At 48.6% G+C, this 24,478-nt stretch carries 23 protein-coding genes; 12 read left to right on the forward strand and 11 right to left on the reverse strand.

Annotated elements, in window-relative coordinates; all coding sequences use genetic code 11:
• Positions 1-22: 22 nt before the first annotated feature.
• Positions 23-4,180 (forward strand): hybrid sensor histidine kinase/response regulator, encoded by a 4,158-nt coding sequence (locus G451_RS26740; protein WP_051260981.1) that lies wholly within the window; start codon positions 23-25, stop codon positions 4,178-4,180.
• Positions 4,181-4,270: 90 nt separating this feature from the next.
• Here G451_RS26740 and G451_RS0100735 read toward each other — a convergent pair whose 3' ends face one another.
• The 3 genes from G451_RS0100735 to G451_RS0100745 all read right to left on the reverse strand — a co-directional run bounded on the left by G451_RS0100735 (position 4,271) and on the right by G451_RS0100745 (position 7,296).
• Positions 4,271-5,110 (reverse strand): DUF1134 domain-containing protein, encoded by an 840-nt coding sequence (locus tag G451_RS0100735; RefSeq protein WP_245587749.1) that lies wholly within the window; start codon positions 5,108-5,110, stop codon positions 4,271-4,273.
• A complete protein-coding gene (locus G451_RS26745) occupies positions 5,107-6,216 on the reverse strand; it encodes an SGNH/GDSL hydrolase family protein (RefSeq protein WP_051260982.1) in 1,110 nt (369 codons plus the stop codon). Before G451_RS26745 ends, G451_RS0100735 begins: the two co-directional genes overlap by 4 nt.
• A 132-nt stretch (positions 6,217-6,348) precedes the next feature.
• A complete protein-coding gene (locus G451_RS0100745) occupies positions 6,349-7,296 on the reverse strand; it encodes an AMIN domain-containing protein (RefSeq protein WP_027182764.1) in 948 nt (315 codons plus the stop codon).
• A 361-nt stretch (positions 7,297-7,657) separates the two neighbouring features.
• On the opposite strand from G451_RS0100745, the gene G451_RS0100750 reads away from it, so the two are divergent.
• Positions 7,658-7,924 (forward strand): hypothetical protein, encoded by a 267-nt coding sequence (locus tag G451_RS0100750; RefSeq protein ID WP_027182765.1) that lies wholly within the window; start codon positions 7,658-7,660, stop codon positions 7,922-7,924.
• Positions 7,925-8,008: 84 nt separating this feature from the next.
• Here the strand turns inward: G451_RS0100750 and G451_RS0100755 are convergent, their stop codons facing one another.
• The 3 genes from G451_RS0100755 to purM form a co-directional block, all read right to left on the reverse strand.
• Positions 8,009-8,302 (reverse strand): hypothetical protein, encoded by a 294-nt coding sequence (locus tag G451_RS0100755; protein WP_027182766.1) that lies wholly within the window; start codon positions 8,300-8,302, stop codon positions 8,009-8,011.
• Positions 8,303-8,336: 34 nt separating this feature from the next.
• Positions 8,337-8,831, reverse strand: coding sequence for an acyl-CoA thioesterase (locus tag G451_RS0100760; RefSeq protein WP_027182767.1), 495 nt, complete (start codon positions 8,829-8,831; stop codon positions 8,337-8,339).
• Between the two features lie 233 nt (positions 8,832-9,064).
• Entirely contained in the window at positions 9,065-10,135 is a 1,071-nt protein-coding gene (gene purM, locus G451_RS0100765) for a phosphoribosylformylglycinamidine cyclo-ligase (RefSeq protein WP_027182768.1), read from the reverse strand.
• Positions 10,136-10,213: 78 nt separating this feature from the next.
• Between purM and G451_RS0100770 the strand changes: the two genes are divergently transcribed.
• Together G451_RS0100770 and amrS are read left to right on the forward strand one after the other, a co-directional pair.
• Positions 10,214-10,519, forward strand: a complete 306-nt coding sequence (locus tag G451_RS0100770) for a hypothetical protein (RefSeq protein WP_027182769.1) — start codon at positions 10,214-10,216, stop codon at positions 10,517-10,519.
• 40 nt (positions 10,520-10,559) lie between these two features.
• Positions 10,560-11,573 carry an AmmeMemoRadiSam system radical SAM enzyme gene (amrS, locus tag G451_RS0100775; protein ID WP_027182770.1) on the forward strand — a complete coding sequence of 338 codons (1,014 nt, stop codon included), beginning with the start codon at positions 10,560-10,562 and terminating at the stop codon, positions 11,571-11,573.
• 63 nt (positions 11,574-11,636) lie between these two features.
• Here amrS and G451_RS0100780 read toward each other — a convergent pair whose 3' ends face one another.
• Both G451_RS0100780 and G451_RS26750 read right to left on the reverse strand, forming a co-directional pair.
• Complete coding sequence (locus tag G451_RS0100780) at positions 11,637-12,056, reverse strand: FKBP-type peptidyl-prolyl cis-trans isomerase (RefSeq protein WP_027182771.1); 420 nt, start codon at positions 12,054-12,056, stop codon at positions 11,637-11,639.
• 321 nt (positions 12,057-12,377) lie between these two features.
• On the reverse strand, positions 12,378-14,105 hold the full coding sequence (locus tag G451_RS26750; RefSeq protein WP_034640119.1) for a methyl-accepting chemotaxis protein: 1,728 nt from the start codon (positions 14,103-14,105) through the stop codon (positions 12,378-12,380).
• Positions 14,106-14,497: 392 nt separating this feature from the next.
• Between G451_RS26750 and G451_RS33990 the strand changes: the two genes are divergently transcribed.
• Positions 14,498-14,644: a hypothetical protein gene (locus G451_RS33990; protein ID WP_156921459.1), complete on the forward strand. Its 147-nt coding sequence runs from the start codon at positions 14,498-14,500 to the stop codon at positions 14,642-14,644.
• Positions 14,645-14,762: 118 nt separating this feature from the next.
• Here G451_RS33990 and G451_RS0100795 read toward each other — a convergent pair whose 3' ends face one another.
• The 3 genes from G451_RS0100795 to G451_RS32060 all read right to left on the reverse strand — a co-directional run bounded on the left by G451_RS0100795 (position 14,763) and on the right by G451_RS32060 (position 17,731).
• Complete coding sequence (locus tag G451_RS0100795; RefSeq protein WP_156921460.1) at positions 14,763-15,404, reverse strand: hypothetical protein; 642 nt, start codon at positions 15,402-15,404, stop codon at positions 14,763-14,765.
• A gap of 28 nt (positions 15,405-15,432) precedes the next feature.
• The gene (locus tag G451_RS0100800; RefSeq protein ID WP_027182773.1) at positions 15,433-15,951 is read right to left on the reverse strand and encodes a FlgO family outer membrane protein; all 519 of its coding nucleotides are present in this window, start codon (positions 15,949-15,951) and stop codon (positions 15,433-15,435) included.
• A 79-nt stretch (positions 15,952-16,030) separates the two neighbouring features.
• Entirely contained in the window at positions 16,031-17,731 is a 1,701-nt protein-coding gene (locus G451_RS32060; RefSeq protein ID WP_051260983.1) for a sensor domain-containing diguanylate cyclase, read from the reverse strand.
• Positions 17,732-17,896: 165 nt separating this feature from the next.
• On the opposite strand from G451_RS32060, the gene G451_RS26760 reads away from it, so the two are divergent.
• From G451_RS26760 to G451_RS0100845, 7 genes are all read left to right on the forward strand, one after another.
• Positions 17,897-18,439 (forward strand): YaeQ family protein, encoded by a 543-nt coding sequence (locus G451_RS26760; RefSeq protein ID WP_051260984.1) that lies wholly within the window; start codon positions 17,897-17,899, stop codon positions 18,437-18,439.
• A 136-nt stretch (positions 18,440-18,575) separates the two neighbouring features.
• Complete coding sequence (locus tag G451_RS0100815; protein ID WP_027182774.1) at positions 18,576-18,905, forward strand: hypothetical protein; 330 nt, start codon at positions 18,576-18,578, stop codon at positions 18,903-18,905.
• Entirely contained in the window at positions 18,902-20,656 is a 1,755-nt protein-coding gene (gene pabB / locus G451_RS0100820; protein ID WP_051260985.1) for an aminodeoxychorismate synthase component I, read from the forward strand. The genes G451_RS0100815 and pabB overlap by 4 nt, the downstream gene beginning before the upstream one ends.
• 149 nt (positions 20,657-20,805) lie before the next feature.
• Positions 20,806-21,198, forward strand: a complete 393-nt coding sequence (locus G451_RS0100825) for a cupin domain-containing protein (RefSeq protein WP_051260986.1) — start codon at positions 20,806-20,808, stop codon at positions 21,196-21,198.
• Between the two features lie 33 nt (positions 21,199-21,231).
• Positions 21,232-22,011 (forward strand): AraC family transcriptional regulator, encoded by a 780-nt coding sequence (locus G451_RS32065; protein ID WP_027182777.1) that lies wholly within the window; start codon positions 21,232-21,234, stop codon positions 22,009-22,011.
• A 213-nt stretch (positions 22,012-22,224) separates the two neighbouring features.
• Positions 22,225-23,640 carry an outer membrane homotrimeric porin gene (locus tag G451_RS0100835; RefSeq protein WP_027182778.1) on the forward strand — a complete coding sequence of 472 codons (1,416 nt, stop codon included), beginning with the start codon at positions 22,225-22,227 and terminating at the stop codon, positions 23,638-23,640.
• Between the two features lie 331 nt (positions 23,641-23,971).
• Positions 23,972-24,433: a hypothetical protein gene (locus tag G451_RS0100845; RefSeq protein ID WP_027182779.1), complete on the forward strand. Its 462-nt coding sequence runs from the start codon at positions 23,972-23,974 to the stop codon at positions 24,431-24,433.
• Positions 24,434-24,478: the final 45 nt, after the last annotated feature.

Genomic DNA, 24,478 nt, shown 5'->3' on the forward strand with positions numbered 1-24,478 from the left:
AAATTTTCTGGAGTTGTCCACTATGCATGGCAGACCCTCGGTCTCTCTTTCCCGCGTCTTTCCTTTGGCCATGTTCTGTGTATTCTTCATAATGTTTGTCGTGCCGACATATGCCAGGACACTTCAGTTTCAACACCTCACAATTGAAGATGGCCTGTCACAGTCCTCTGCCATGAAATTGGTCATGGACAAGACAGGTTTTCTTTGGGTTGGAACCTATGATGGACTCAACCGTTATGATGGGATTGGATTTCATGTGTATCGATCAGAGTATGGCAACATACAATCCATATCCGATGTAAATATTCGGGCATTGCTTGTCGACTCCAAAGGTATTTTGTGGGTCGGCACAAAGAATGGAGGTTTCAATCGCTACAATGCTGATGACGATACGTTTACACGGTTTATGGCTGATGAAAATGATCCATTGAGTCTTCCTGATAACGAAGTTCGAGCGATTCTCGAAGATAATGGTGGTGGATTGTGGGTCGGTACATTCGATGGGCTGGCAGTTATGGACAAAGTCAGTCAAACGTTTGTGACGTATCGATTATTTAAGGACGATGCACGCGCGAAAACTGAGGTCCTGAGTTTATCCAAGGATCCTACAGGTGAAAATATTTTTGTGGGAACGACACGCGGCCTCTATACGCTGTCTCCACATTCGGGCGCTTTTGAGCGCATCGAATTGTCTCCGTATGAATCCGGTGGGTATGAAATTCAATGTTTATATCTGGAAAATAAGAATACATTGTGGATTGGGACGGAGCGTTATGGCCTCTTTCAATTGAATCTCAGGGACGGTCATGTAACGCAAATCCTTTCTGGCATGGCTGTTTGGTCTATTTATAAAGATAGTCGGGACGTGTTCTGGGTGGGGACGAACCGGGGCTTGTACACGAAAGAGCCGACTACGGGCGCTTCCACGGTAAAATCTGAGGCGTTTTCCGTTGTTACGTCCGATCCTATGGACCCGAGGAGCCTGAGTAACAATGATGTCTTATCCCTTTTGGAGGATCGAGCCGGAATTCTGTGGGTAGGGACATACGCAGGAGGGCTCAATAAACTCAGTCCCAAAGCGCTCGCCTTTGAATTATACCGCCATATTGAAAACGACCCTGCAAGTCTTTCTGGTAACGAAGTGAGTTCCATCAGCGTTGATGCCGGGAATATCCTCTGGGTGGGGACACGCAACAATGGTTTGAATAAAGTAGACCGCAACACCGGCCAGGTGACTGTATTTAAATATGACCCTTCGGATGAAAACAGTCTTTCGCAAAATGAGGTTACTTGCGTACTTAATGATTCGCTTGGTCGGTTGTGGGTGGGAACTGCCGATTACGGCCTCAATCTTGTCGATAAAACAACCGGAAAATGCATTCATTACAGACATGATCCAACAAATCCTGCCAGTCTGAGCCAGGATAAAATATGGTGGATTACGGAAGGCTCGGAGGGGTTCTTATGGATCGGAACAAGTAAGGGAGGTTTGAACCGATTTAATCCTCTCAATGGAGAATGCAAACGATTCCGCCATGACCCAGATGACCCCCAAAGTATCAGTCATGATCGTGTTCGTAATATCTTTGAGGGCTCAGATGGGTTTTTATGGATTGGGACCAATGCGGGGCTCAATCGCTTTGATCGGAAGACCGAAATATTTGTACACTGGACACATAATCCAGATGATCCGTCAAGTTTGTCCAATGATCGCGTGACGCCGATTCTGGAAGATGCCGATGGCTTTCTCTGGGTAGGCACTGATGACGGGCTGAATCGTTTTGACCGTAAAAGTGAAAAGTTCGTCCGTTTTACTCAGCAGGATGGACTCGCCAATAACGGGATTCAAGGGCTACTGCGTGATGAGGACGGGGCGTTATGGATGAGTACTTTTAAAGGTATCACCCGGCTTGACCCCAAAAACGGTGGTGTTCGCAACTACTCGATCAAAGATGGCTTGCAAGGTATTGAGTTTTGGATGAACGCCTATTTTCAAGACACGACAGGGCGAATGTATTTTGGTGGACTGGATGGGCTCAATGCGTTTAATCCGAAATCGCTTCGTACCAATAGACATCGGCCGCCAGTCGTACTGACAGGAATGCGCGTGATGAACAAGCCCCTTCAAAATGAGAGGGCGATATGGGCGCTTGATACCGTCGTGCTTAATTATGATGATTTAGTCTTTTCCATTGATTTTGCCGGACTTGATTTTGCTGATCCGCAAAAGAATCAATATGCATATAAGCTCAATGGCTTTGACAACGAGTTCGTTTATGTCGGGAATACGCATAGTGCGACATATACTAATCTTGACCCAGGACAATATGTCTTCACCGTACGAGCTGCCAATGATGACGGGGTATGGAATGAAACTGGCACGGCGTTGAATCTCGTCATCACGCCACCGTTTTGGAAAACGTTGTGGTTCCGGCTGCTGGCTGCTTTTCTGATCATTGCGCTGACCTACATCGTTTTTCGTTGGCGATTAAGCTCCATAGAACGGAGTCATCGCGAATTAGCCGCCTTGGTCGAACAGCGAACCAAAGAACTGCGAGAGGAAGTAGAGGAACGTAAACAGGCTCAGGAAGAGTCAATAGCTGCCAAGATTGAGGCTGAAAAAGCTGACATGGCCAAAAGTGAATTTTTGGCGCGCATGAGTCATGAAATACGGACCCCGATCAATGTGATCATGGGTATGGCGGAAATGCTGGCAGAAACAGGGCTGAGCAGCAAACAATCCGAGTATGTTCAGCTTTTTCAAAGTGCTGGTGAACACTTGATGGGAGTCATCAACGATATTCTTGATTACTCCAAAATCGAAGCTGGTCATGTTGAATTAGAGCGGGTTCCATTTCAATTGCGCAAAGAATTGGAAGTCGTCTCAAACCTGATTGCATTTCGAGCATGGGAAAAAGGACTGCTTCACGAAGTTGAAGTTGATGAAGATGTTCCTCAACGTGTCATCGGCGATCCGGCGCGATTACGCCAGATTCTCATGAATTTGTTGGGAAATGCTGTGAAGTTCACGGCGCATGGTAGTGTCAAGACGTACATTTCGGTTGATCGACCTGCGCTTTCTCCGATGGAACCTTTCAAGTTGAAATTCTGTGTTGCCGATACTGGGATTGGTGTCCCGGAGGCTGCACGCGAGGAAGTTTTCAATCGATTTTGTCAGGCGGAAACGTCCACCACACGGAAGTACGGTGGGACCGGGCTTGGACTTGCGATCAGCAAAAGCCTGGTAGAACTGATGGGTGGCGCTATCTGGATTGAAGACAATCCAAGTGGCGGTGCTATTTTTTGTTTCACGGCACTTATGCGTGAAGCCGCGAGTCATACTACAACCGTTTCCGAGACACAAGAATCTGAAGATATTGCGGTTTCGACACAGGAGCATGTCCTGCCGTTTTCGGCGAAGGGTGTGCAACCATCGCCAGCTTCATCCGGCACGGCATCACTGCTCTTGGCTGAAGACAATGTCGCGAATCAAGCTATCATCGTTCATTTTCTCGATGATATCGAACTCGATATCGATATAGCAAATAATGGGGAAGAAGCCGTATCGCAGTTTAAGCAGAAGCACTATAATATTGTCATAATGGATGTTGAGATGCCTATTATGGATGGATTTGAAGCCACGACAGCGATACGTGACTTCGAAGCAGCACATAATCGGACGGCAACACCTATTATTGCTCTGACAGCCCATATCGATAAGGAATATCGCAAACATTGTCTTGCGGCTGGATGCACGGATTATCTGACAAAGCCGTTACGAAAAAATATGCTTGTGGGGATGTTGCGTTCGTACGTGAAAGTTTCTCTAAAAGTGGAAGAAGCAGTCGCGGAAACATTGGATACGACGGTATCTAGTGAGGACGTGTCGTATTCCATTTCTTTAAATCATCGTTTGGAACGCTTGATCCCTCTTTTTATAGAGACTGTGGAGAGCGACCTGAATGAAATGCAGCGGGTTTATGAAACGCATGATGCTGCAACATTGAAGCGTTTAGCCCATAAAATCAAAGGGGCGGCCTTGAGTTATGGGTTTGAGTTTATTGGCCAACAATGCATTGAGATCGAAGCCGCGTGCACGGCGAATAATTTGGAAAAAGTCGGTGATCGTATAACTGCCATGCAACAATTTCTTGAGCGCGCGGAGATTCATTACGTATAAATTGGACTGAGCGAATGAACCCAAGAAAAAGGCCGCCACATTCGTGACGGCCTTTTTCTTGGGTTCTTCACAGTCTTTGGAAGATACCAATCAGAAGGGATTTATCGTGCGCTCTTTTGTAAAGTGCTGATAACCGACGTTCGCACCCAGACGCAGTCCAGCTCCGAAACGGATGGGAACAAGGGTGATATTTCCATATCGTTGGTAGTTCATGCCAAACCCTCCCACAATGTAGGCGCTGCCATCAATGCCAGGGAATCGTTGATAAATTTCGTCGGGGTTCTCCATGCCGTATATCAAAGTAAAGGTTTTGGATGCGTTGACGCCAAGATCAAAGCCGACTGATGGACTTTGCCAGTACACATATTGGGGGGTGTTGCTTTTGAGGTGGAGTTCTCCCTCTCCATAGCGAAAACCAAGAATCGCTGCGCCTGCTGCTTCGTTGCCTTTGATATATCCTACTGGTTGACCAAAATCTTGAAAGGCACGGGCCACAAGTTTCGCCAATCCTTTGGAGCCGTTTTCAAAGAATCCCATGACTTCTCGATTGATCTCCTCTTTGGAGTACGAGCGGTCTGTACTGTTTTCCGGGGTCAGAGTCGGCGCGATCTGTTCAGCGGGCAAAGCACTTTCGGAAGCAGGACTTGGCGTTGCCTGTTCAGGTGCTTGATTTATTGGAGTGGAGGATGTTGACGGTGCAAACGATTGCTTCTGCGATGTTTCCGACGTCGGCTCACCATAATATTCATTATTTTGCGTCGTTGTTGCAGGAGCAAAATTTCCCCCTTGTGAGGGGGGAATGGAATCTATTGTGTTCGAGAGTTCCGGTACGTGTTGTTGCGGATTGGCTCTTGTTTGAGCCATGCTGGTTGTGGAAAAAAGGACGAGAAGTCCGATAATCAGTATTGTGGAGGAGAAAAAGCGCATCATGGCGTCCATCCCTGGGGTGATCGGTTGGGGCTGGCCGGAGCCTCGGAGCCATCGGGGATGGCGGGGAGGCCAAGGTCGCGCCGGATTGTGGGGAGCATGGTTTGCCCGATGAGTTCTCGGGCACTATCTGTATTGTGTACTCCGTCGTGAGTATATGCCATCTCGGCGCGGTCACAAAGTGCGTTTCTGATGTCATGAAAATATGGTCTGTCGGCCAATGCCTTGGCCAAAGCACTATACATGACTTGCACGTTATGACGCATGGCCGGGAGCTCCATTATCGTGGATTTCTCGGATTCTTTCAGTTGTGAAGGAATGCCGGAACAGGTTTCCGCAAAATAGAGCGGCTGGAGAAAAACGAGAAATTTCGCGTTGTAGGCTGCACACAATGTTGCAGCATGGTCATATCGTTTCACAGCCAGGTCGATGAAACGGCGTACTTCTGGAGAATCAGGTTCAAGCGGTTCTATGGCAAACAGAAATTTATCAAGTAATTCCTTGGTGTACGAAGCATAGAAAGCAGCATTGATTTGTTTGAACAAACCGAACCAATTGTCATGATAACTTTCAACAAGTCCCTTGACCCGAGCAAAGTTTTCATGAGCATAGGGGTCGTGGTAAAGTTGAAAATAGTTAACGTCGTTTGCTCCGTCATAAAAAACGACAACGTTGGGTTTGACCGGATGTTCAATAAATTGTTTTTGGAGGTATTGGACCTCAAGAAGAGAGTTAAAAGAATTGACCCCGAAATTGAAGCAATTGAAATGATACGGTCGCCCATGAGCATTGAGCTCCCGAGCGACATCACTCGCGATAGAGTGTTTGGGAGATGTTGTGCTTGCACGCATTGTGGAACCACCGAAGAACCATACGACTTTATCTAACGTGCTGTCTCCCGTTGCGGAAATGTCTGTTGTTGGCCAAACGCCGTTATGCATGAGAAACAGCGTATAGCCGTCGTAAACGGCACGAGTGCCCTGACGGGGAGCGCCGTAAATAATATAATTCGACAATACTACTGCGGTAAAAGAAAATAACTCGATGGATATGGCGAGGATAACCATCCATTTCATCGCTCGCCACAGCACACTGACCAATCGTTTCACATTCAATTCCCTCATAAAAACACACAGGCCACGTTGTTACGCGTGGCCTGAGAGCTGCGAATTCATCGGCTTCTATACGACGGGTAGGGTAAAGCAGCTCGTCGGTTTGGATAAAAACGTCAAACCGGAAGTCTACTTTGGAATGACAACAAAAGCTCCCGTGGCGGTTGTCTTGACTTCGGGACGACCACGTAGACGATTTACTGCTCCGGGTCTGAGGTCAATGACCACCCGGACCTTGTCTTTGTGTTTCCCTACACGAATTGTCTTCACCAATGCGGATTTCCCCGAAAGTGTACTACGCCCACGATACGTCCATCGGCCTGGCAGATCGACAACGAAGCGAGGAGGGCCAGTCAGGAATAGCGTTTCGACACGGGGAACGCGGGCATTGGTTTTAATTGTCAGCGTATATTCGGCTTGTCCGTCGTGTTGGCTAATGGAAACAATCTGTCCTTGCCCACTACGCGCCGACGATTGAGCTTTCGGAGCCGGTTTGCTCACTGTTTTGGGAGTGGGCTTTACCTCGGGCTTCGGTTCCTGTTTCTTCGGAGTGGTTTTCGCAGGCGGTGATGCCGGAGACACTTTCGGAGTTGTTGGCCTGACAGGAGCCGGTGTTGGCGTATATGCTGGCAAGATAACGTCTGGTGGCGCTCCTGTTGCTTGTGGTGTGGGTTCGCTGGATTGGGTTGAAGGTGTCGTTTGGGCTTCACGTTCAAGTTCGGCAAACATACGATCAAGCGTCTTTTGGCCTTCTCCAGGAAGGGGTTTCGGTTTTTCCTTCTTGGCTGGCTCTTCCGGCAAAGCAGACATTTGTGGTGTTGGCATTGGCGACGTTACCGGTGTTGAGCTGGACGCAATGGGAGTCTGCTGTGCGGCTGGTGCAGGAGAAGCCGTTTTTCCAGGTGCTGCTGGCACCGATGGCGGTGAAGACTTTTCAGCGGCCAACCGCGAATCAATGACTTGCTTTTCTCCAAAGAACAGATGGGGCTTTTTCCATAATGCCAAGCCGACAACAACGGAAAAAGCCAAAACGACAGCGCCAAGGATGAGAAATTTATCGCTTCTGGACAAGGCCATGTTTACAATCTCCAGATTTCCTGATGCGTGTTTCCTGTCACTCTATGCAAAAAATGCCTCTCCCGACAAGGGGCTGACATGGGTATCGCTTTACTAGAGTAATCACACGTCTTTTCGGTAACACGATGTCACATATTTCTGCTTCGGAGTGGATACCGTTTGTTGATCGATGCGGTTTCGCATGGTAGTTTATTTTACGTACCAAAGAGTTCTATGGTTTCGATGTCATAGCGATGTCATCATCCAGAAGGCAAAGCGCCTGGCAATACATGCGACCTCACCATGAATCGGGATAGACGGGGGATGTCTTTTGTGCGTCACCCCGGGCAAACAATTCTCTTGACGAGCGAGGCGTCGGGCAATGCAAAAGAAAGTGAGATCCGTGCGAGTACCGGTCGAATTGGGAAGTATTGACCTCTCGGGCATAATGAAAGAATGCGAACAATATTTGCGTGATCTCGAATCGGCAACATTGTTGAAGTCCCAGGGAAACAAAGAAGCTGCAGAGGCTTTGATCCGCACTCGGGAAACTGAACTTGGGAAGCGTATCGGTCGTCTTGTTTATGAAGCTCGTGTGCGCTATGGCGGAGAGAAACGTCGAATCGAAGACGACATCTCTCCGGCGTAACTCGTCGTGGAGTACGCCTCTATCGCTCGACGTGACGACGTCCTGGCGACGCCATATCGCACCGACCGGTAAGTCCATCGTTGTTTATTCCACCGGTTCTTCAAGCCAGCCATTTAAAGCATCAATTATTTTCTGTGCTTGATCGCGGCTGGAAATATTGAATTTGGATTGGCTCCGATATTCATTATTCATTTTTCTGTAGCGTCGGATAATGAACTTTTCGGGACCATAATCTTCCTTTTTCTTATCCCACTGTTGATAGCGGAATATCAACGTCGCCCACGCGCCTTTGGTGAGAACGACTTTGTCGAGTTCTTTAACGATGAGCAAACCATCTTCTTCATAATTCACAGTGAGTTCTTCAACTGTCGAAGCCATACGATACCCGTAAGTTGGAGGTTGATCACCAAAGCTACGCCATGCTGGCTTGGCCTTCGCGTTCACGTTTGCGTTCGGCAAGACGCATTTCTCGACGCATTTGCGCTTCGGCAAAACGGCGGCGGTCCTGATCATTTTCAAGAATGAGTTGTGGAACCGCTGTCGGACGTTTCATCTCATCCAAAGCGACGAACGTCAAATAGGCAGACCCGGCATGACGGGTTTCTCCGCTGATCAGGTTTTCAGACTGGACACGGACACCGATTTCCATGCTTGTTCTGCCAACATAATTGCAACTGGCCATGAAGGTACACATTTCCCCGACATACGATGGCGTTAAAAAATCCATGCGGTCAATAGATGCCGTGACCACGACTTTCCCCGCATGCCGTATGGCAACGATGCTGGCCGTCATATCGATATATCGGAGAATGACCCCCCCATGGACATTGCCGGCTGGATTGGCATCCTGGGGCATCATGCGTTGCGGGCTCACAATTCGGCTGTAGCTTATAGGACGCGCTTGCATACGTTCCTCTCTCTTAGGGTTCGAGCCTCTGTATCCTGGTCTGCATACAAGGAAACACGCAGGTGGGCAATTCGGAATTCTGTATCGCTTCGCGATAAGAATATTTAGTGATATTGTTTTGATAGATATGCAATGGAAATCTTATGGTGCAGTGTCATCTATGAAAACAGCCCCCCGAAATCATTGATGTGTTTTCGGAGGGCGTTTGTAGCGCGATACTGTCGGAATATGACTTAGGCTGGCAAAGTAATATGGACGGAATCGGTGTCGTCTTTGCGGAGATCGGTGTATCCGATGAGAAAGGCCTTTTCTTCTAAGTCATTCAGACGATGTAAAATATCGTTTGTATGCTCTTTACTGACCACCAGAATGTAGCCGATACCGCAATTAAAAATCTGCAGCATCTCTTCCCAATTCATTTCGCCAGTCTCACGTAACCAGTGAAATACGGGGTCAACTTCCCACGTATTCATATCGAGTTTGGCGGAAATGTTTTTGGGAAGTATGCGTGGAATATTGTCATAAAATCCACCGCCCGTGATGTGCGCCATGCCTTTGATCTCAACGTCGCGCAACAGATCGAGCATCGGTTTGACATAGATACGCGTGGGCGCAAGAAGGGCTTCGCCAACGGTTTTTGTGTCTCCAGGGAGTGGATCGTTTGCGGAAAGGCCGGATTTGGCCAGCAACTTACGGATAAGGGTGTAGCCATTGGAATGTGGACCCGAGGATTTAATGCCGATTATGGCATCTCCGGCGCTGATGCCGGAGCCATCAATGATGCGATCGCTATCGACAATACCGACACAAAATCCGGCAATATCGAATTCCCCAGGAGGGTAACAATCGGGCATTTCTGCGGTTTCTCCACCGAGGAGGGCACATTCGGATTGCGTGCAACCTTCGGCGATACCTTCGATAACTTGTGCGGCTTTGTCTACATCGAGCTTACCGGTGGCAAAGTAGTCGAGAAAGAAAAGCGGCTTGGCACCTTGGACTAAAATGTCATTGACACTCATAGCCACAAGGTCGATACCGATGGTTGAGTAGCCATCAAGAGCAATCGTCAATTTCAGTTTCGTGCCCACACCGTCTGTGGCCGATACGAGAACTGGATTCGTGTATTCGGTAGGATTGAGTTTGAACAGGCCGCCGAAGCCGCCAATATCGGTAATAACGCCCTGGGTAAATGTTTTCTGGGCCAGGGGGCGAATGCGCTTGACCAGCGATTCTCCGGCGTCGATATCGACGCCCGCTTCTTTGTATGCTTTGGTGCGGTCGGCGCGATTATCGTGTGCTGACATGTAGGCTCCTTGTACTCTGGCGTTTCGTGCGGGCGTGACTATATTTCGGGCAAGCCTGAAATACAAGGGAGATATATCATGATTCGATTTCCAAAGGCCATAGTTGTGTTGGCTCTTGTCTGCGGTCTGTCTCTCGGGGGAACAATCGTTTTTGCGGATGAGGGACGGCAAGATGGGAAATTGGGGGAACTCGATAATATGAAGATTGGCGTCAATGAAGAGGGCGACAGCGTCATGGAAATCGGGCCGAGGCCGGATATCGATATGACTCCACGGGATGAGGTTCCGATTGTGGTTCAACCATATATTGGGAATTATCCTCCTCGACCGTTTCCGCCGATACCTGGACCTGGTCCTGGTCCTGTCGTGCGGCCCAATGAGTAGTCTGGCGCTGAAGACAATGCCAACAGACAGGAGGTGAACCATGCACCCTGCCCGGTTATGGAAGAAGCGAGATAATTTGCAGGTGCAGTGTCGGTTGTGCGCCCATTTTTGTCGTATTGATCCGGGGGGCCGCGGAAAGTGCGGTGTCCGACAAAATGTGGATGGAGAACTCTATACGCTCGTGTATGATCGAGCTGCCGCCGTCAATGTAGATCCGGTAGAGAAAAAGCCGCTGTACCACTTCTTGCCGGGAACATTGACCTTCTCGCTTGGGACGATGGGATGCAATTTATCCTGTTCATTTTGTCAGAATTACAGTTTGTCGCAAACGCCGAAGGCGGGCGGGGCAGTGAGTGGACACCACGTTACTCCGCAAGTTCTTGTTGATGCGGCTCTTCGGAATAATTGCCAGAGTATCTCTTATACCTATTCCGAGCCGACTATTTTTTATGAGCTCATGTATGATACGGCGGTGTTGGCCAAAGAGCAGGGTCTTAAAAATATTATAGTTTCCAATGGGTTTCAAAGTCCAGAATGTTTGCAATCCCTTGGTCCGTATATTGATGCCGCCAACATTGATCTCAAGGCGTTTACACCACAATTTTATGAAGAATTGTGTGGCGCGAAACTTGAGCCGGTCAAAAAGAATCTGAAGACAATCCGGGAATTGGGATGGTGGCTGGAAGTGACGACATTGCTGATTCCGGGAAAGAACGATGATGAAGACGAAGTCCGTGAAATGGCAAAATTTATCAGCAATGAGCTTGGGGTGGAGACTCCGTGGCATTTGTCACGGTTTCATCCGGATTACAACATGCGCGACAGGGAATTCACACCACAAACTTCGCTTGTTCATGCCTGGGAGGCTGGAAAAGAAGCGGGATTGCATTTTGTGTATGTTGGGAATGTGCCGGGGAATGAGCACGCGCATACCCTGTGTCCGAACTGTCAGGCCCGAGTGATAGACCGGTCTGGTTTCCAGGTGAATGGTACGGATCTTACCGAAGGGAAGTGCACAGCGTGTGGAGCACCTATTGCCGGAGTTTTTTCTTAGAAGGAAAAAGCGCTTTTCGTCGTAACGGAAAGCGCTTTTTCCATGAGATGCGATTTTGAGGCTTTAGGCCGATTTCACCAGTGTTATTTCAAAGGTGAGATCTTTACCAGCCAGAGGATGATTGCCATCAAGGGTGACTTTTTCCTCTTCAATTTGCATGACATTGAAGAACATCTGCTGGCCCTGAATCTCTGCTTGCAGTACGGAGCCAACGGCAATTTCCGGGGGCAGTTCCGTTTTGTTCACTTCGATGACGAGGTGTTCCATATGATCCCCGTATCCTTCTTCCGGGGAAAACGTAACCGTTTTGGTTTCGCCTTCATCCATACCCACAATGGCTTTTTCAAATCCGGGGATAACGGCTCCGGTGCCGACGGTAAAAGACAGCGGATCTCTATCTTTGGAGCTGTCAAAGACCGTTCCGTCATTGAGTGAGCCAGTGTAATGGACCTCAACCTGCGATCCTGCTTGCGCCTTGGGCATAGTTCTTTACTCCACGTTTGCATGGCCAGGCCATGTCGTTTTCTTGTCATAGGGGAATGGCGTCCGACGGGACACGATTCGAAGAAGCCGGCCATGAAGATTCGGCTCCTGGCCTGCCGAAAAGGGTATTAAGAGGCGACTTTTGTCCGTGTACGCGTTTTTTTCGAGAAATGCCAACTGTCCACAGAGAAGAATTTTTATGAGAGGCCGAAAGTGAAATAGGGCACGTGCAAGTTGCTGATTGAAGGAGATTCAAGCGTAGCAACAATAGTCTTCGAAAGACGGGTGATTTTCCGTCTTTCGAAGTCGAGATGGCTTTGTTTATGCTGGCAGGGCGGTCTTGGTCATTTGGGACATAAGGTCGCCCAAACTTTCAGCAATATTTACGACCTGATCGACGGCAGCGTGGGCTTCGGACATGCCATCAGATGTTTCCGTGGCAATGCGGCTGACCTCATCGACAGAACGCGTAATTTGTTCAGCAGAGGCGGATTGCTCTTCTGAGGCTGCGGCAATGGACGCGACTTGCGCTGCCGTATCACCAACGATATCGACAATGGACGTCATTTGTTTGCCTGAGGCGGTCGCTGTGCGTGTGCTGTCGACCACTCCTTTGGCTAAGGCATCCGTGGCACTGATATTGGACTGTGTTTGGTCCTGGATGGCAGCTACGGTTTGACCGACTTCTCTGGTTGCATTCATGGTTTTTTCTGCCAATTTTCTGACTTCGTCTGCGACGACGGCAAATCCTCGACCGGCTTCCCCGGCACGTGCCGCTTCAATAGCTGCATTCAGTGCAAGCAGGTTGGTCTGGTCGGCAATATCGGAAATAACCGTCATGATGCGTCCGATACTTTCCGCATGTTCACCCAGGTTGGCCATGCTTTTCTTCAGCGAGAGAATTTGTTGTTGAATTCTGACGATGGATTTGACCGCTGAGGAAACTCCTTCTGCACCACCGGCAGCAAGTTGTCTGGCTTTGTCCGCGGAAGAAGCGGCATTTCCGGCATTATGGGCGACATCGAGAACCGAGGAACTCATTTGGTCCATGGCCGTTGCCGTTTCTGTCATGCGTTCGCGTTGCAGACTCGCTCCTGATTCAATTGAATCAAGGCGTGAAGCCAGTTCGTGACTTGCATTGATAACTTGAAGGACGAATTCGTTCGCCTGGTTGGCGACATCGTTTAACGACTCGTTGAGCCGTCTGGCTTCTTCTTCATGGAGACGCGCTTCTTTGAGAGCCTGTTGTGCGTCGAGGGCACTTTGATCGGCGGCGCGACTTTTTTCATCGACTTGTTCGAAGGTGTTTTTAAGTTCTTGGACCATGCCTGTCATCGATGCCGTCAGTGTTGCTAATTCAGCGGTAAATCCCGAAGGCGGTTCCGAGTCGAGCCCCCCCGACGAGATGCGTTTCGCGTAGTCAGTGATCTGGATTAATGGTTTAACAACAACTTTGCGTATATTTACGACAACGATTGCGCCCAAAATAAAGGCAACCGTGACAAGCGTGGCTAAAAAAATGAGCAAAAAATCAGCCTTTGCCTCAGCTTGTGTTTGGAATGCCAATGCAACGTCATTGAGCGCACGAACGGTTTTTTGAGCGTTTTGGTCAAGCTTCAAAGCATTTTTTTCGCCATTGGTGTTTCCATCAAGAATGGATTCAACAACTGTCTTGAAGTCTGCATAGACTGTATTGGCTGTGTCTAGGACGGGAACGATATCAGGAGGAGCAGCGGGAAGAACTGCTGTCTTCCCATTTGGATTGAGGGTCAAAGGGGCTGCTTTCCCCTGCTTGAGTGCTTGTTGGGTGTTTTCAAAAACGGCTAAAAGCGACTGTACCTGTTGTTTGACATCATCTGATGCCGTGTGAGCATACACAAGAGTTTTCATTCCAGTCATCTGACTCAACATGCGTTGACGACCGGCAAGGTTAATGACGAGTGCGTTGTCGCGTTGGTCGAGTACCATGAAAAAGGCGCTGGCCGAAGCGGCGACGGTGAGAAGGACAAAACCTGTGACTGATAAAATGAGGCGGGTGCTGATGTTCATGCGTACATTCCTTGCTGTTCTGGGTGAGGACAAACACTTTATAGATTGTTTGCGTAACAAGCAATTACGAGAATGGAATGTAAATAGTATACAATTTTGTTGTATATACATATGTCGTTGTTTTAAGAGCATTTTTGCGTCGTTTGCCACATTGCCTCTCTTTTTTGAAAGCATGTATTGACAAAGAGGGGAAATCGTGTATTTTACACTTGATATCAGCACGAGGTTTTTGTGCTGTGTTTCCGAATCCTTCATCATTTCCGATGGTTTTCAGTAAAAATTTGTGAAATAGCCAATTTCACGAAACTGTCATGACAGACAGAACTTCTCGGTGCATGCTCGGTGTATATTCCATCCTGGAGGAAAGCCGATTGACCATAAGGAGGTTTGCAATGCGAGGACATATGACCTGGGATGAATCGCCCGTTGTCGTCAAAAGCGAATCCGCCAAGAACAAGAAAGTTGCGAAGAATGTCAGAGCCTCAGATTCGCGTCAGGTGCGTGAGACGGTTGTTCTGAAAAGTGCCACACGAAAGTAGTGGCACTGGAGAAGACTCTTATTAGGGTGCATTCCTTCCATATCTTAAAAGAATCCCCGGGAGCAATTCCGGGGATTCTTTTTTGTAAAGGGGCAACGTGAATAAAAAACGATTGTTTTCAAAGTAAAATAAGCCTGAAAATTGAAGGAAGAATCGTCGGATATTGTAAAGAGACAATGTCCGCATTCATGTGCACTTGTGTATAAAAGATCGGTATTCCTCCGATGAAAATGGAGAAGGAGGTAAATGTCAATTCGTGAAGCACAAGCTGCATTTCGTCAAGATGGTGTCCTCTCAAATCCGGATCGGCGTTGAACAGAACTGACTCAAGCTGTTCATCTTCGACGGTTTCATTGAGTGTAACGAATCGGAAAAGGATATACTCGTCGATTCCATTTGTCGCTCGGTTGGAAAACGCAACGAATGCAGAGCCCGCATTAGGTTGCGTCAACGTGAATATTTTTCCGACATCCTCTTGTGTGAGAACAAGGTCTGTAAAGGCTACAGCTGCTTCATCATCCCGATATGTCATGTTGAATGATACAGAACTGATTGCACCGAAGGTCAAGTCATCAAAGGATACCGGTGTGGTCGCCAATATTTGGGCATGTCCAAGGCACGGAAGAAAGAGAAAACCCAACAATACAGCAATACAAAGAAATAGTGGCGTTTTCCTGGATATATTTGCGTGGCGTTGAGCGCATAGTGAGCGCGCCATATGACTTGCCGGACTCAGTATGTCACGAATGGATGGCGTCAAATCCGATATCCTTTGCCATGTGATTGGGTCAGCTATCGATCGGAAGCACAACATCAACCGTGGAGTAAATATCCCCAGTCGCAGGAGCGATCAGTTTTGCGTTGACGTATGTCCGGTTTCCTGTATGTCCGTAGACTCCAGCTACAATGAAATCTGCTTTGTATTGCCGGCCTAACTTTCCAATTTCTCTTGATAAAACGAATTCTCCCTCACGCTTGACTGTATATACATTATAAGGCGAGAGACGTATTTCTTTGACGAGAAATCCTTTTCGCGTAAATCCCGATGCCGTGAATTCGGCCAGCATTCGACCCATGGTCGATGAAGCCTGGAGGTTGGAGACGTCGGCAAACGTTGTGACCAGGATAACATCATCCGGTCTTAAGGGAATCTTGGTTTGAGCCAATAACTGGTCGACAATATAATACCCTGCATCAATGAGGTCGGGAGTAGGTGCTTTGGGTTTTGGATAGCAGGCCGCTACCATGACGGCGAAGCATGCCAGAAGCAGAATTGCATGATTTCGAGGGGAAGACAGCGGGGTCATGGGAACGCCTCCTTCGCTTACAATGGTGTTTCTTGTTCTTTCGCTTAAAGCATGGAATTAGATATGTCTGAATTGTGCTTCAGGCCAGGCTGATTTGGTTCCTGCCATTACTTTTGGCTTTGTATAGTGCGGCATCGGCTCGTTTGAGGAGATTATCGAGGTCGCTATTGTCCAGTTGAGCAACGCCAAGACTGACAGTGAAAGAAAACGGTTCGGGGTGCGCCGTAATGCGCAGGGTGCTGACAGCTCGACGAAGGCGCTCAGCAGCGATGGCTGCTCCATCTTGTGTTGTAATGGGGAGCGCGACCGCAAATTCTTCTCCTCCTAATCTGCCAAAGATATCAATTTCTCGAAGTGATTTCCGTATAATGTCGGCAAAAGCACGTAAGGCTCTGTCACCTGCCTCATGTCCATATGCGTCGTTAATCATTTTGAAATGATCAATGTCGAGCATAATGAGGCTGAGTGGCAAATTGTAGCGTCGAGCCCGCTCTACTTCATGTCGAGCTTGTCGCATGAAATGCCGTCGGTTGGCGATGCCTGTCAGTTCGTCAGTCGTTGCAAGTTCCTGGAGTCGTTGCTCGGCTAGTTTTTTCTCGGTAATGTCTCGAAAAAACCAAACTCTTCCTAAATATTCGTCGTGTTTGTCAAAAAGTCCGCGGGAATGGCGCTCAATGATCCGGTCATCTCGTAATACGAGTTCGGTGTTGACTTCTTCTTCGCTAAGATGATTGTTTAAATAGTGGATGTTGCTGATTACAGCTGCAGGATCACGAAAGACCTGGCTGATATACTCGATAATAGCATGTCCGTCTTGCGTCTGCATAAGATCGTTCGGAATGTTCCAGAGTGTGGCGAAGCGGCTGTTCCATGATGTGATACGCATGTTCCGATTCGTGACGATAATGGCATCGGGAGATGTTTCTTGCTGTGCTGACAAAAGGATGTTTTGGTATCGGAGTTCGGCCTCCGCCTTTTTTCTGTCGGAAATATCATAAAAGAGTCCGACAAGATGATCTTCTGTCGTACTCTCCATTTTACGCAACGTTTGTGCAAACCATTTGTAGGAGTCGTCAGCGACGCGCCAGCGGAAGGCGAGTTCGACAGCGCCGACTGCAGGAAGTTCTCGTAAAGACCGGCGGAGGAGGCGTTCGTCCTGTGGGTGAATACGTGTAATCCAGAAGCGTGGATTCTTCGTAAATGTTGATGGCGGAAATCCAGTCATTTCTTCTATTGTGGGTCCGATAAGCATCATCTCCCATGAACCATCTGCACGCATGGAAAAGGGAGCCACAGGAAGCGCGTCGAGAATAAGAGACAGTTGTTCGGATTTTTCTCGGCTTTCTTGAGCAGCTATTTTTTGAGCGGTCGTGACCAGAAAAAAAACGGCGATTCCTTGGGTAAATGGATGGATACGGATGTCGTACCAATTTTCATACGGTGGTGTGCCAAAGTAGATTTCAAAATTTGAAAACGTTTTATCGCGGAGGGCGTTGAGGTAGCGTGATTCCAGTTCGGTGTCCCGAATTTCAGGAAATGCTTCTGCCAGCTTGTGTCCCAAAACGTCGTGACGTTGCCTGGAAAGAAGGCACTCTGCCGAATTGTTGAAATATAACAATGTGGTATCATTAGATAAGAAAAAAAATCCGTCACGGATGTTTTCCAACAGATTGAGTGTAATATCATTGCTCTCACCGAACAGAGAAGGAGTCAAGCTGCCTTGTGTAAGGCAGGAGATTGGCGCATCAGCACTGGTGTTCTCGGAGGGGTGTTCGGACATCACAATATTCCTTCCCTACTCTTCCCAGGATGAGGGGCGTTCATATTTATAGTGAATTCTCGAAATGCTGCGCCGATTCCTTATGGTATGTGTATAAGAAGACTACCATGTTTTCCTACTTGAGCAAACGCTTTTAGATCTTGGGTTTTAGGGGGGGGAGACAAGGTGAAGTATACTTTGAGCTTGGCGTTGGAAATGGATGACATCCTTATAAAGGACAAGGTGGTTCTTCGTGCTGGACCATCTGAAGTTGTATGGCATATTGCACTAAAAATGCTCGGATATATGCTTTATGCCCAGGATCGGCCGGTTATAGAGCACGGTGTGGGGCGGCATTACAAGCCGGATTTGGTTCGTCTTGCCCCGGATGGCAGTATTGCCTTGTGGATTGATTGTGGCAATATCGCTGTGAAGAAAGTCGATCGTGTTGCGATGTGGGTTGGCACCATCGGTCGATTTGTCATTTTACGGCGCAATGCTTATGAGGCGGCAACACTCCTTGATGCCGGACGCGGACGGTTGAAGCGTCCCGAGCGAGTTACTGTACGTTATTTCGAGGATGGATTTGTCAATGGATTTGCAGGCTGTCTCGATACCGCCAACAGTGTCGACGCTCGTCGGGAAGAAGATCGTCTCTCGTTGAGCATACAGAATCGTCGTGGCCGGAATGTTCTGGAATCGACAGTCTCCACGGCATATTTTGCGTGAAATATACATAATTGCATTTCTACCTTTTCATATGCAGGCAGCCGTCGTAAGATAAAAAATCTCGTACTCTGGTTTATCCAGGGGGAGGCGCGGGGGGAATTTCCCCCTTCACTCAAGGAACTGAAAGGAAATTGCTATGATTGTACGAAAATGGAAATGTAGAGTACCACGTGACCACCGAGAGGGGTTTCTCAAGCATCTTGATAACACGGGCATACGGGATGCCGCAGCTTTGCCGGGTTATCTTGGTGCACAGGTATTTGAACGCGAACGCGGTGTTTTTGTCGAATTGACATTGTTAACATATTGGGAATCATATGATTATATACGGCAATTTGCTGGAGACAATATTGCCGTCGCGAAACTGTATCCCGAAGATGACGCCTATCGTATTGATCCTGATCGAGAAGTGACGCATTTTACTGTCGTACGGCATCAATTTGTCGACAGCTGTCAGCCTTTATGATGCATTCCCCGTTTGCTTTATTTCATTCTGCCGCATTGGATGGTGGATGGTCACGATCGTATTCTTCTCCTGTTGATTGGGCTTTTGCCACGTCGATAGGACAGGTTCGCTCAGTGGTTGAAATGGCTGAGCAAGCAATCGACACGGGGCGACATGCTGTGCTTATGATGTCCTATGAAGCTGCGCCAGCCTTCGATCCTTGTCTTCGTGTCGGGCAAATTGATGAGTTTCCTTTAGCCTTTGCTGCGGTTTTCGAGCATCCCGATACCGTGATGGTTCCTTTCAATTCTGTCGAATATTCCCAGCCTTCTTTTGCTTTCCGTCCTCTTGTCGAACAGACTGATTACAATCGAGCTTTGGAAGTGGTTCGTCATCATATTGAACAAGGAGACACATACCAGGTCAACCTGACCTTTCCCTTGGAAAGTGATTTTAGCGGTGATCCGCTAGAATGTTTTCACTACATGTTTCGCGGACAGAATCCTGGGTTCGGGGTCTATCTCGATATGGGACAATATGTTGTTTCGTCCTTGTCGCCGGAGCTTTTTTTTCAGAAACGCAATGATCTCATCATGGCCCGTCCCATGAAAGGAACAGCCCGGCGAGGACGTTTTCCCGTCGAGGATGAGCGTCTTGCTGCGGAACTCGGTCGGTGCCCTAAGAATCAGGCCGAGAACGTCATGATTGTTGACCTGTTACGAAACGATTTGGGCAAAATTGCCGTCCCGGGCTCGGTACATGTCGATAGGCTTTTTCATGTAGAACGGTATCCTACGGTACATCAGATGACATCAACCATCACGGCCATGTTGAGATCTGAGGTCACGCTTTGGGATACTCTGGCTGGCCTCTTTCCGTGTGGTTCGGTTACAGGCGCACCTAAAGTCAGTACGATGGATATAATTCGTCAACTTGAAACCTATCCTCGTCGTGTATATTGCGGGGCAATAGGTTGGCTTGCACCACAGGGTGAGGCTGTCTTCAATGTCCCCATTCGTACTTTGATTCATGACACGGAAAAGAAGTCTGTCCGGCTTCATGTCGGAAGTGGTATTGTCTGGGATTCTTCGGCTGCAGACGAATATGAAGAATGTCTCATCAAGATGCGCTTCGTGAACAGATCCCTCCCAGAATTTTCCCTTCTTGAAAGTCTCCTTTTGGAACATAGTCATTTCTTTCTGTTGCATGCGCATCTTGATCGGCTCAAGGCATCGGCCCGATTTTTCGATATTCCTGTTGAAATGGATCGGGTTCACCATCACCTTGAGCGACTTGCCGGGCGGCTGGGACGGGCTCGGTATAAAGTTCGCCTGACGGTTTCCCAGTCAGGACATATTGATATCGGTTCTGTCCCACTCTGTGCCCAACCTCGTACGGTCCGAAGTGTGACTATTCATGACGTGCCGGTTGATCCGGACGATGTGTTTCTTTTTCATAAGACCACCCGGCGTCACATCTATCGCGAGGCCGCCGAAGCGCATCCTGATTACGATGACGTTCTTCTCGTCAATACTCGTGGCCAGATTACCGAATCGTGTATAGCGAATATTGTTGTCCAAAAACGAGGTCGTTTGTTTACCCCGCCTCAAGGTGACGGGCTGTTGGCCGGAACCTTGAGGAATCATCTTGTCGCGAAAAAGATTGTCGTCGAACAATCGCTTTTTCCCGATGACCTCATGACCGCCGATCGTCTATTTCTCGTCAATTCCGTGCGGCGCTTCATGCCTATTGTTCTGCATTACGACGTATGATCCGAAGAAATACATGAACGATGTTTGTATTGGACCGTGTATTTTTCGAACCGGTAGCGGTACAATACAAAGCGCAAGATTATTCAATCTTCATGCTTCTCCTTGAACTAGAGTTGCTTGACGCAATGCACATAAGGAGGAAAGAAATCATGGAGATCAGAAACACCATTCACGCATTGGAAACGGCTGCCATTTCGACGACGACCGGGATAGCTCACGTTGCGGATCTACAGTGGAAGCCGCATCCCGTCTTTCCTGGAGTGATGATGAAGACGCTGTTGTCATCGGAGAAAACAGGAGGGGACTTGAGTTGTCATTTGGTCAAGGTTGCTCCGGAGAGTTGCTTGGAAACTCATATTCATGAGCAGCAACAGGAATTGCATCACGTGGTTGCGGGGAGCGCCGATGCCGAAGTCGATGGACGCCACGTTCGCTATACCCCTGGTAATCTGAGTGTCATCGCCACAGGTACTCCCCACCGTGTCCTTGCAGGAACCGACGGGCTGCTGTTGCTGGCGATTTTCACACCGGCTGCAGTGTAACATTATATATAGATCAAAGTCATGAGGCCGGCTATGGCTACAGAACCGAAGCTATTGCTTGACGAGACGACATATCCTGGTGTTGCCGTTGTGCATGCCGTCGGGATGCGTGCCGATGTTCTTATGCATACACATCGAAAATGGGTCGTTGGCGTGTGTCTCGCTGGCGAGCGGTACATTGAGTTTGGTTCTCAGCGTATTGCGGTGTATCCAGGACAAATTTTTGTCCTCGCCCCGCATACACCACACCGCTGCCAATATCATGGAGAAAGCATCTGTTTATGCATAGATCCCAATATGTTCTCCAATGTGGCGAAAGCTTCGGTGCCGTTGGATGGGATTTCATTCCAAAACGGTGTTTTTTTTGAGAGCCTGGCCGGCCTTTGCTCTCCGCAAAATCGATTCGACGCGATATCAGAGTGCCTTTGTCTTTTTGCAGTGCATTATGCACATTTGCACCGGGAATTTTTTCCGATTCGATATCATCCCGCCGTTATGGCAGGGATACATCTCGTCCATGAACGCGCAGGCGAGCGGTTAACGCTTGACGATTTGGCTGCGGCAGGGGGATTCAGTCGGTTTTATTTTCAACGACTTTTTAAAAGAGAAATAGGGGTGACCCCGGTACAGTATCTTCAACGCCACCGAACCCGTCTTGTTGCACGTGCACTTCAGGCCGGTATAGGGGCTGCAGAAGCAGCTCATGAAGCAGGTTTTGCCGATCAAAGCCACATGATTCGTACCTTTCGGGATTACGTCGGTATCTCTCCAAGGAAGTTTTTATTGAATAATCCCTCTGGTGGGGTGCCATGATTTACCTATAAATCCATGGATTGAAAGTATAAAAAATTGTCCGGTAGAGTTTTTTGAACTTTTTTTGGCAAATTCAAGAAAATGAGTAAAAAAATTTTGACTTGTTACACAAGGGCGGGTAGATTGATTTCGACGCCACCTGGAAAGGGCTTTGCCCTGGCGTCATGGTTTTGGTGCTTTCTTTGAGAAAAACGTAAAAGGAGAAAGGTTATTATGAAACGCATTATCATGCTCGCCACCTTGGCTGCCTTCGTGCTTGGCATGTTCGGCGTTGCCAGCGCGGCTACTGAAGTCCGCATGGTCGGTGATGCCCGCATCAGCGCCAACTGGTACTCGAACTATCAGTTCACCGGCTGGAACCGTGCAGGTACTCAGACCGTTGACCCCGTCACCATTTGGGAACGTTTTCGCGTCCGCGCTGACTTCATCGCCAACGAAGCCCTGAAGTTCCGCTTGGGCCTCAAGGTTGAAGACGTTTGGGGTGGTGGCACCTTCACCGCTGACAACTCGGCTGTTTCCTTGCGTGTTTACCAGGCTTTCCTGCAGTTCAAATGGCCTGACACCGATATCGAAATCACCGCTGGTTATCAGCCCCTGAGCCTGCCCCAGAGCTCCTTCTTCAACGGTTCCGTTGTGTTCGACTCTGATGCTGCTGCTCTGGTTGTTTCCTCGCCCCTGGTTGCTGACACCCTGGCCATCAAAGCTGGTTTCATCCGCTTCCTGGACAATGGTCAGACCGACGCTACCACCACTCAGGTTGCTGACGAATTTGACGCTTACTTCCTGGCTCTGCCCATCACCCTTGATGGCGTGACCATCGTGCCTTGGGGCACCGTCGCCGTTGCCGGTATCAATGGTAACTACGGCGCTTTCGAAGATGGCAACGCTGCTGGCCTGGCTTCTGCTGGTACCTTCATGGTTCCTCCCACTGGCTGGGACAACAACCAGAATATTTACTGGTGGGTTGGCGGTGCGTTCGAAGTTGACGCTCTTGATCCCATCAAGTTGTACGCTGACGTCATTTACGGTGAAGGCAATCCCACTGACCGTGGCAAGAGCAAACGTTGGGGTTGGTTCGTCGACGGTGCTGTTGAATACACCGGCCTCGACATGCTGACTCCTCAGTTGTCCGCCTGGTGGAGCTCCGGTGAAGACGGAAGCACCCGCAACGGTTCCGAACGTATGCCTTACCTCGTTCCTTCCTGGAACGCCTCGACCTCCTTCCTGTTCGACGGTGGCCAGCAGTTCAAGAATGGCACGGTTGACGTCAATCCCATCGGTAGCTGGGGTATCACGGCTTCTTTGAACGACATTTCCTTCGTCGAAGACCTGACCTCCCGCATCACCTTCACCTACGCTCGCGGCACCAACTCCAAGACCGCTCTGCGTGATGCCAACCTCGTGCTCGGCACCAACAACTTCTTCATCATGGGCAAGGACCTCACCGTTGACGAATACGTCCTCGGTCTGTCCTTCGACCATCAGTACATGATTTACGAAAACCTGGCCCTTATCGCTGAAACCGGTTGGGCTCACGGTGAATTCGACAAAGACGTTTGGGGACGCCGCTTCTACAATGAAGCCAACGACATGTGGAAGGTCTCCCTCGGTCTGAAATACCAGTTCTAGTTTTCAAAAAGAAAGCATCAAGACGCTTCTTAGCCGGGTCCGCAAGGGCCCGGCTTTTTTTGGGGCTTTTAGACAGTCTTTTCAATGAATACATTATGAATTGAATACATGAGTTCGACGCGCAACCATGAGTCGTTTTTTCTCGAAAAACACCATATTGGGCTGTTTTTTATTCTTATCCGGAAGCAGAAGGAACAGAACCGAAAGAAGGAGAAATGAACATGGTTATTAGTGGTGTAGGCGACACAACGGGCCTCTCTGGGACAAGTACATTCGAAAACCTCAATGGTATACAACTTCCTCCTCATCGGACGACGGGACAGAAGAGCTTATGTCCATGCTGGGCGATACAGTGACCATTTCCGATGAAGCGAAGGAAATGCTCAAAACGAAATTGCAAGAACTGCAAGATTCAGAACAGGAATCGTTGACCGAAGAAGATAAAGAAGAAATTTCCAGTATTATTAAGCAAGGACTGGAAGATGCTTCCGAGAGTGAAGATTCCACGGAAACAAGCACACAGTCCATGGGAACAGAAAGCGATAGCAGCAGCGGAACGTCCATAGCGGCTGGAGGGCAAAGTAGTGGATCGTCCGACAGTGACAATGAAGATGACATTGATGATTTAGAAGATCAAATTGCACAATTGAAGGAAGAAATTAAATCCTTGCAGGCTGAAGCCAAAAGCGATCCCGATAAGGCGAAAGAAGTCAAAGTGAAAGAAATTGAATTAGTCAGCTTGGAAAGCGAACTCGCGCAATGTGTTCATTGCCGTAACCGTAATATGTTGTAAAAGACCCAGGCTTTATCTTGGGTATTTATGCTTGGTTGGCTTTGA

Origin of the sequence: Desulfovibrio inopinatus DSM 10711 (assembly GCF_000429305.1) — a bacterium.
Taxonomy (GTDB): domain Bacteria; phylum Desulfobacterota; class Desulfovibrionia; order Desulfovibrionales; family Desulfovibrionaceae; genus Alteridesulfovibrio; species Alteridesulfovibrio inopinatus.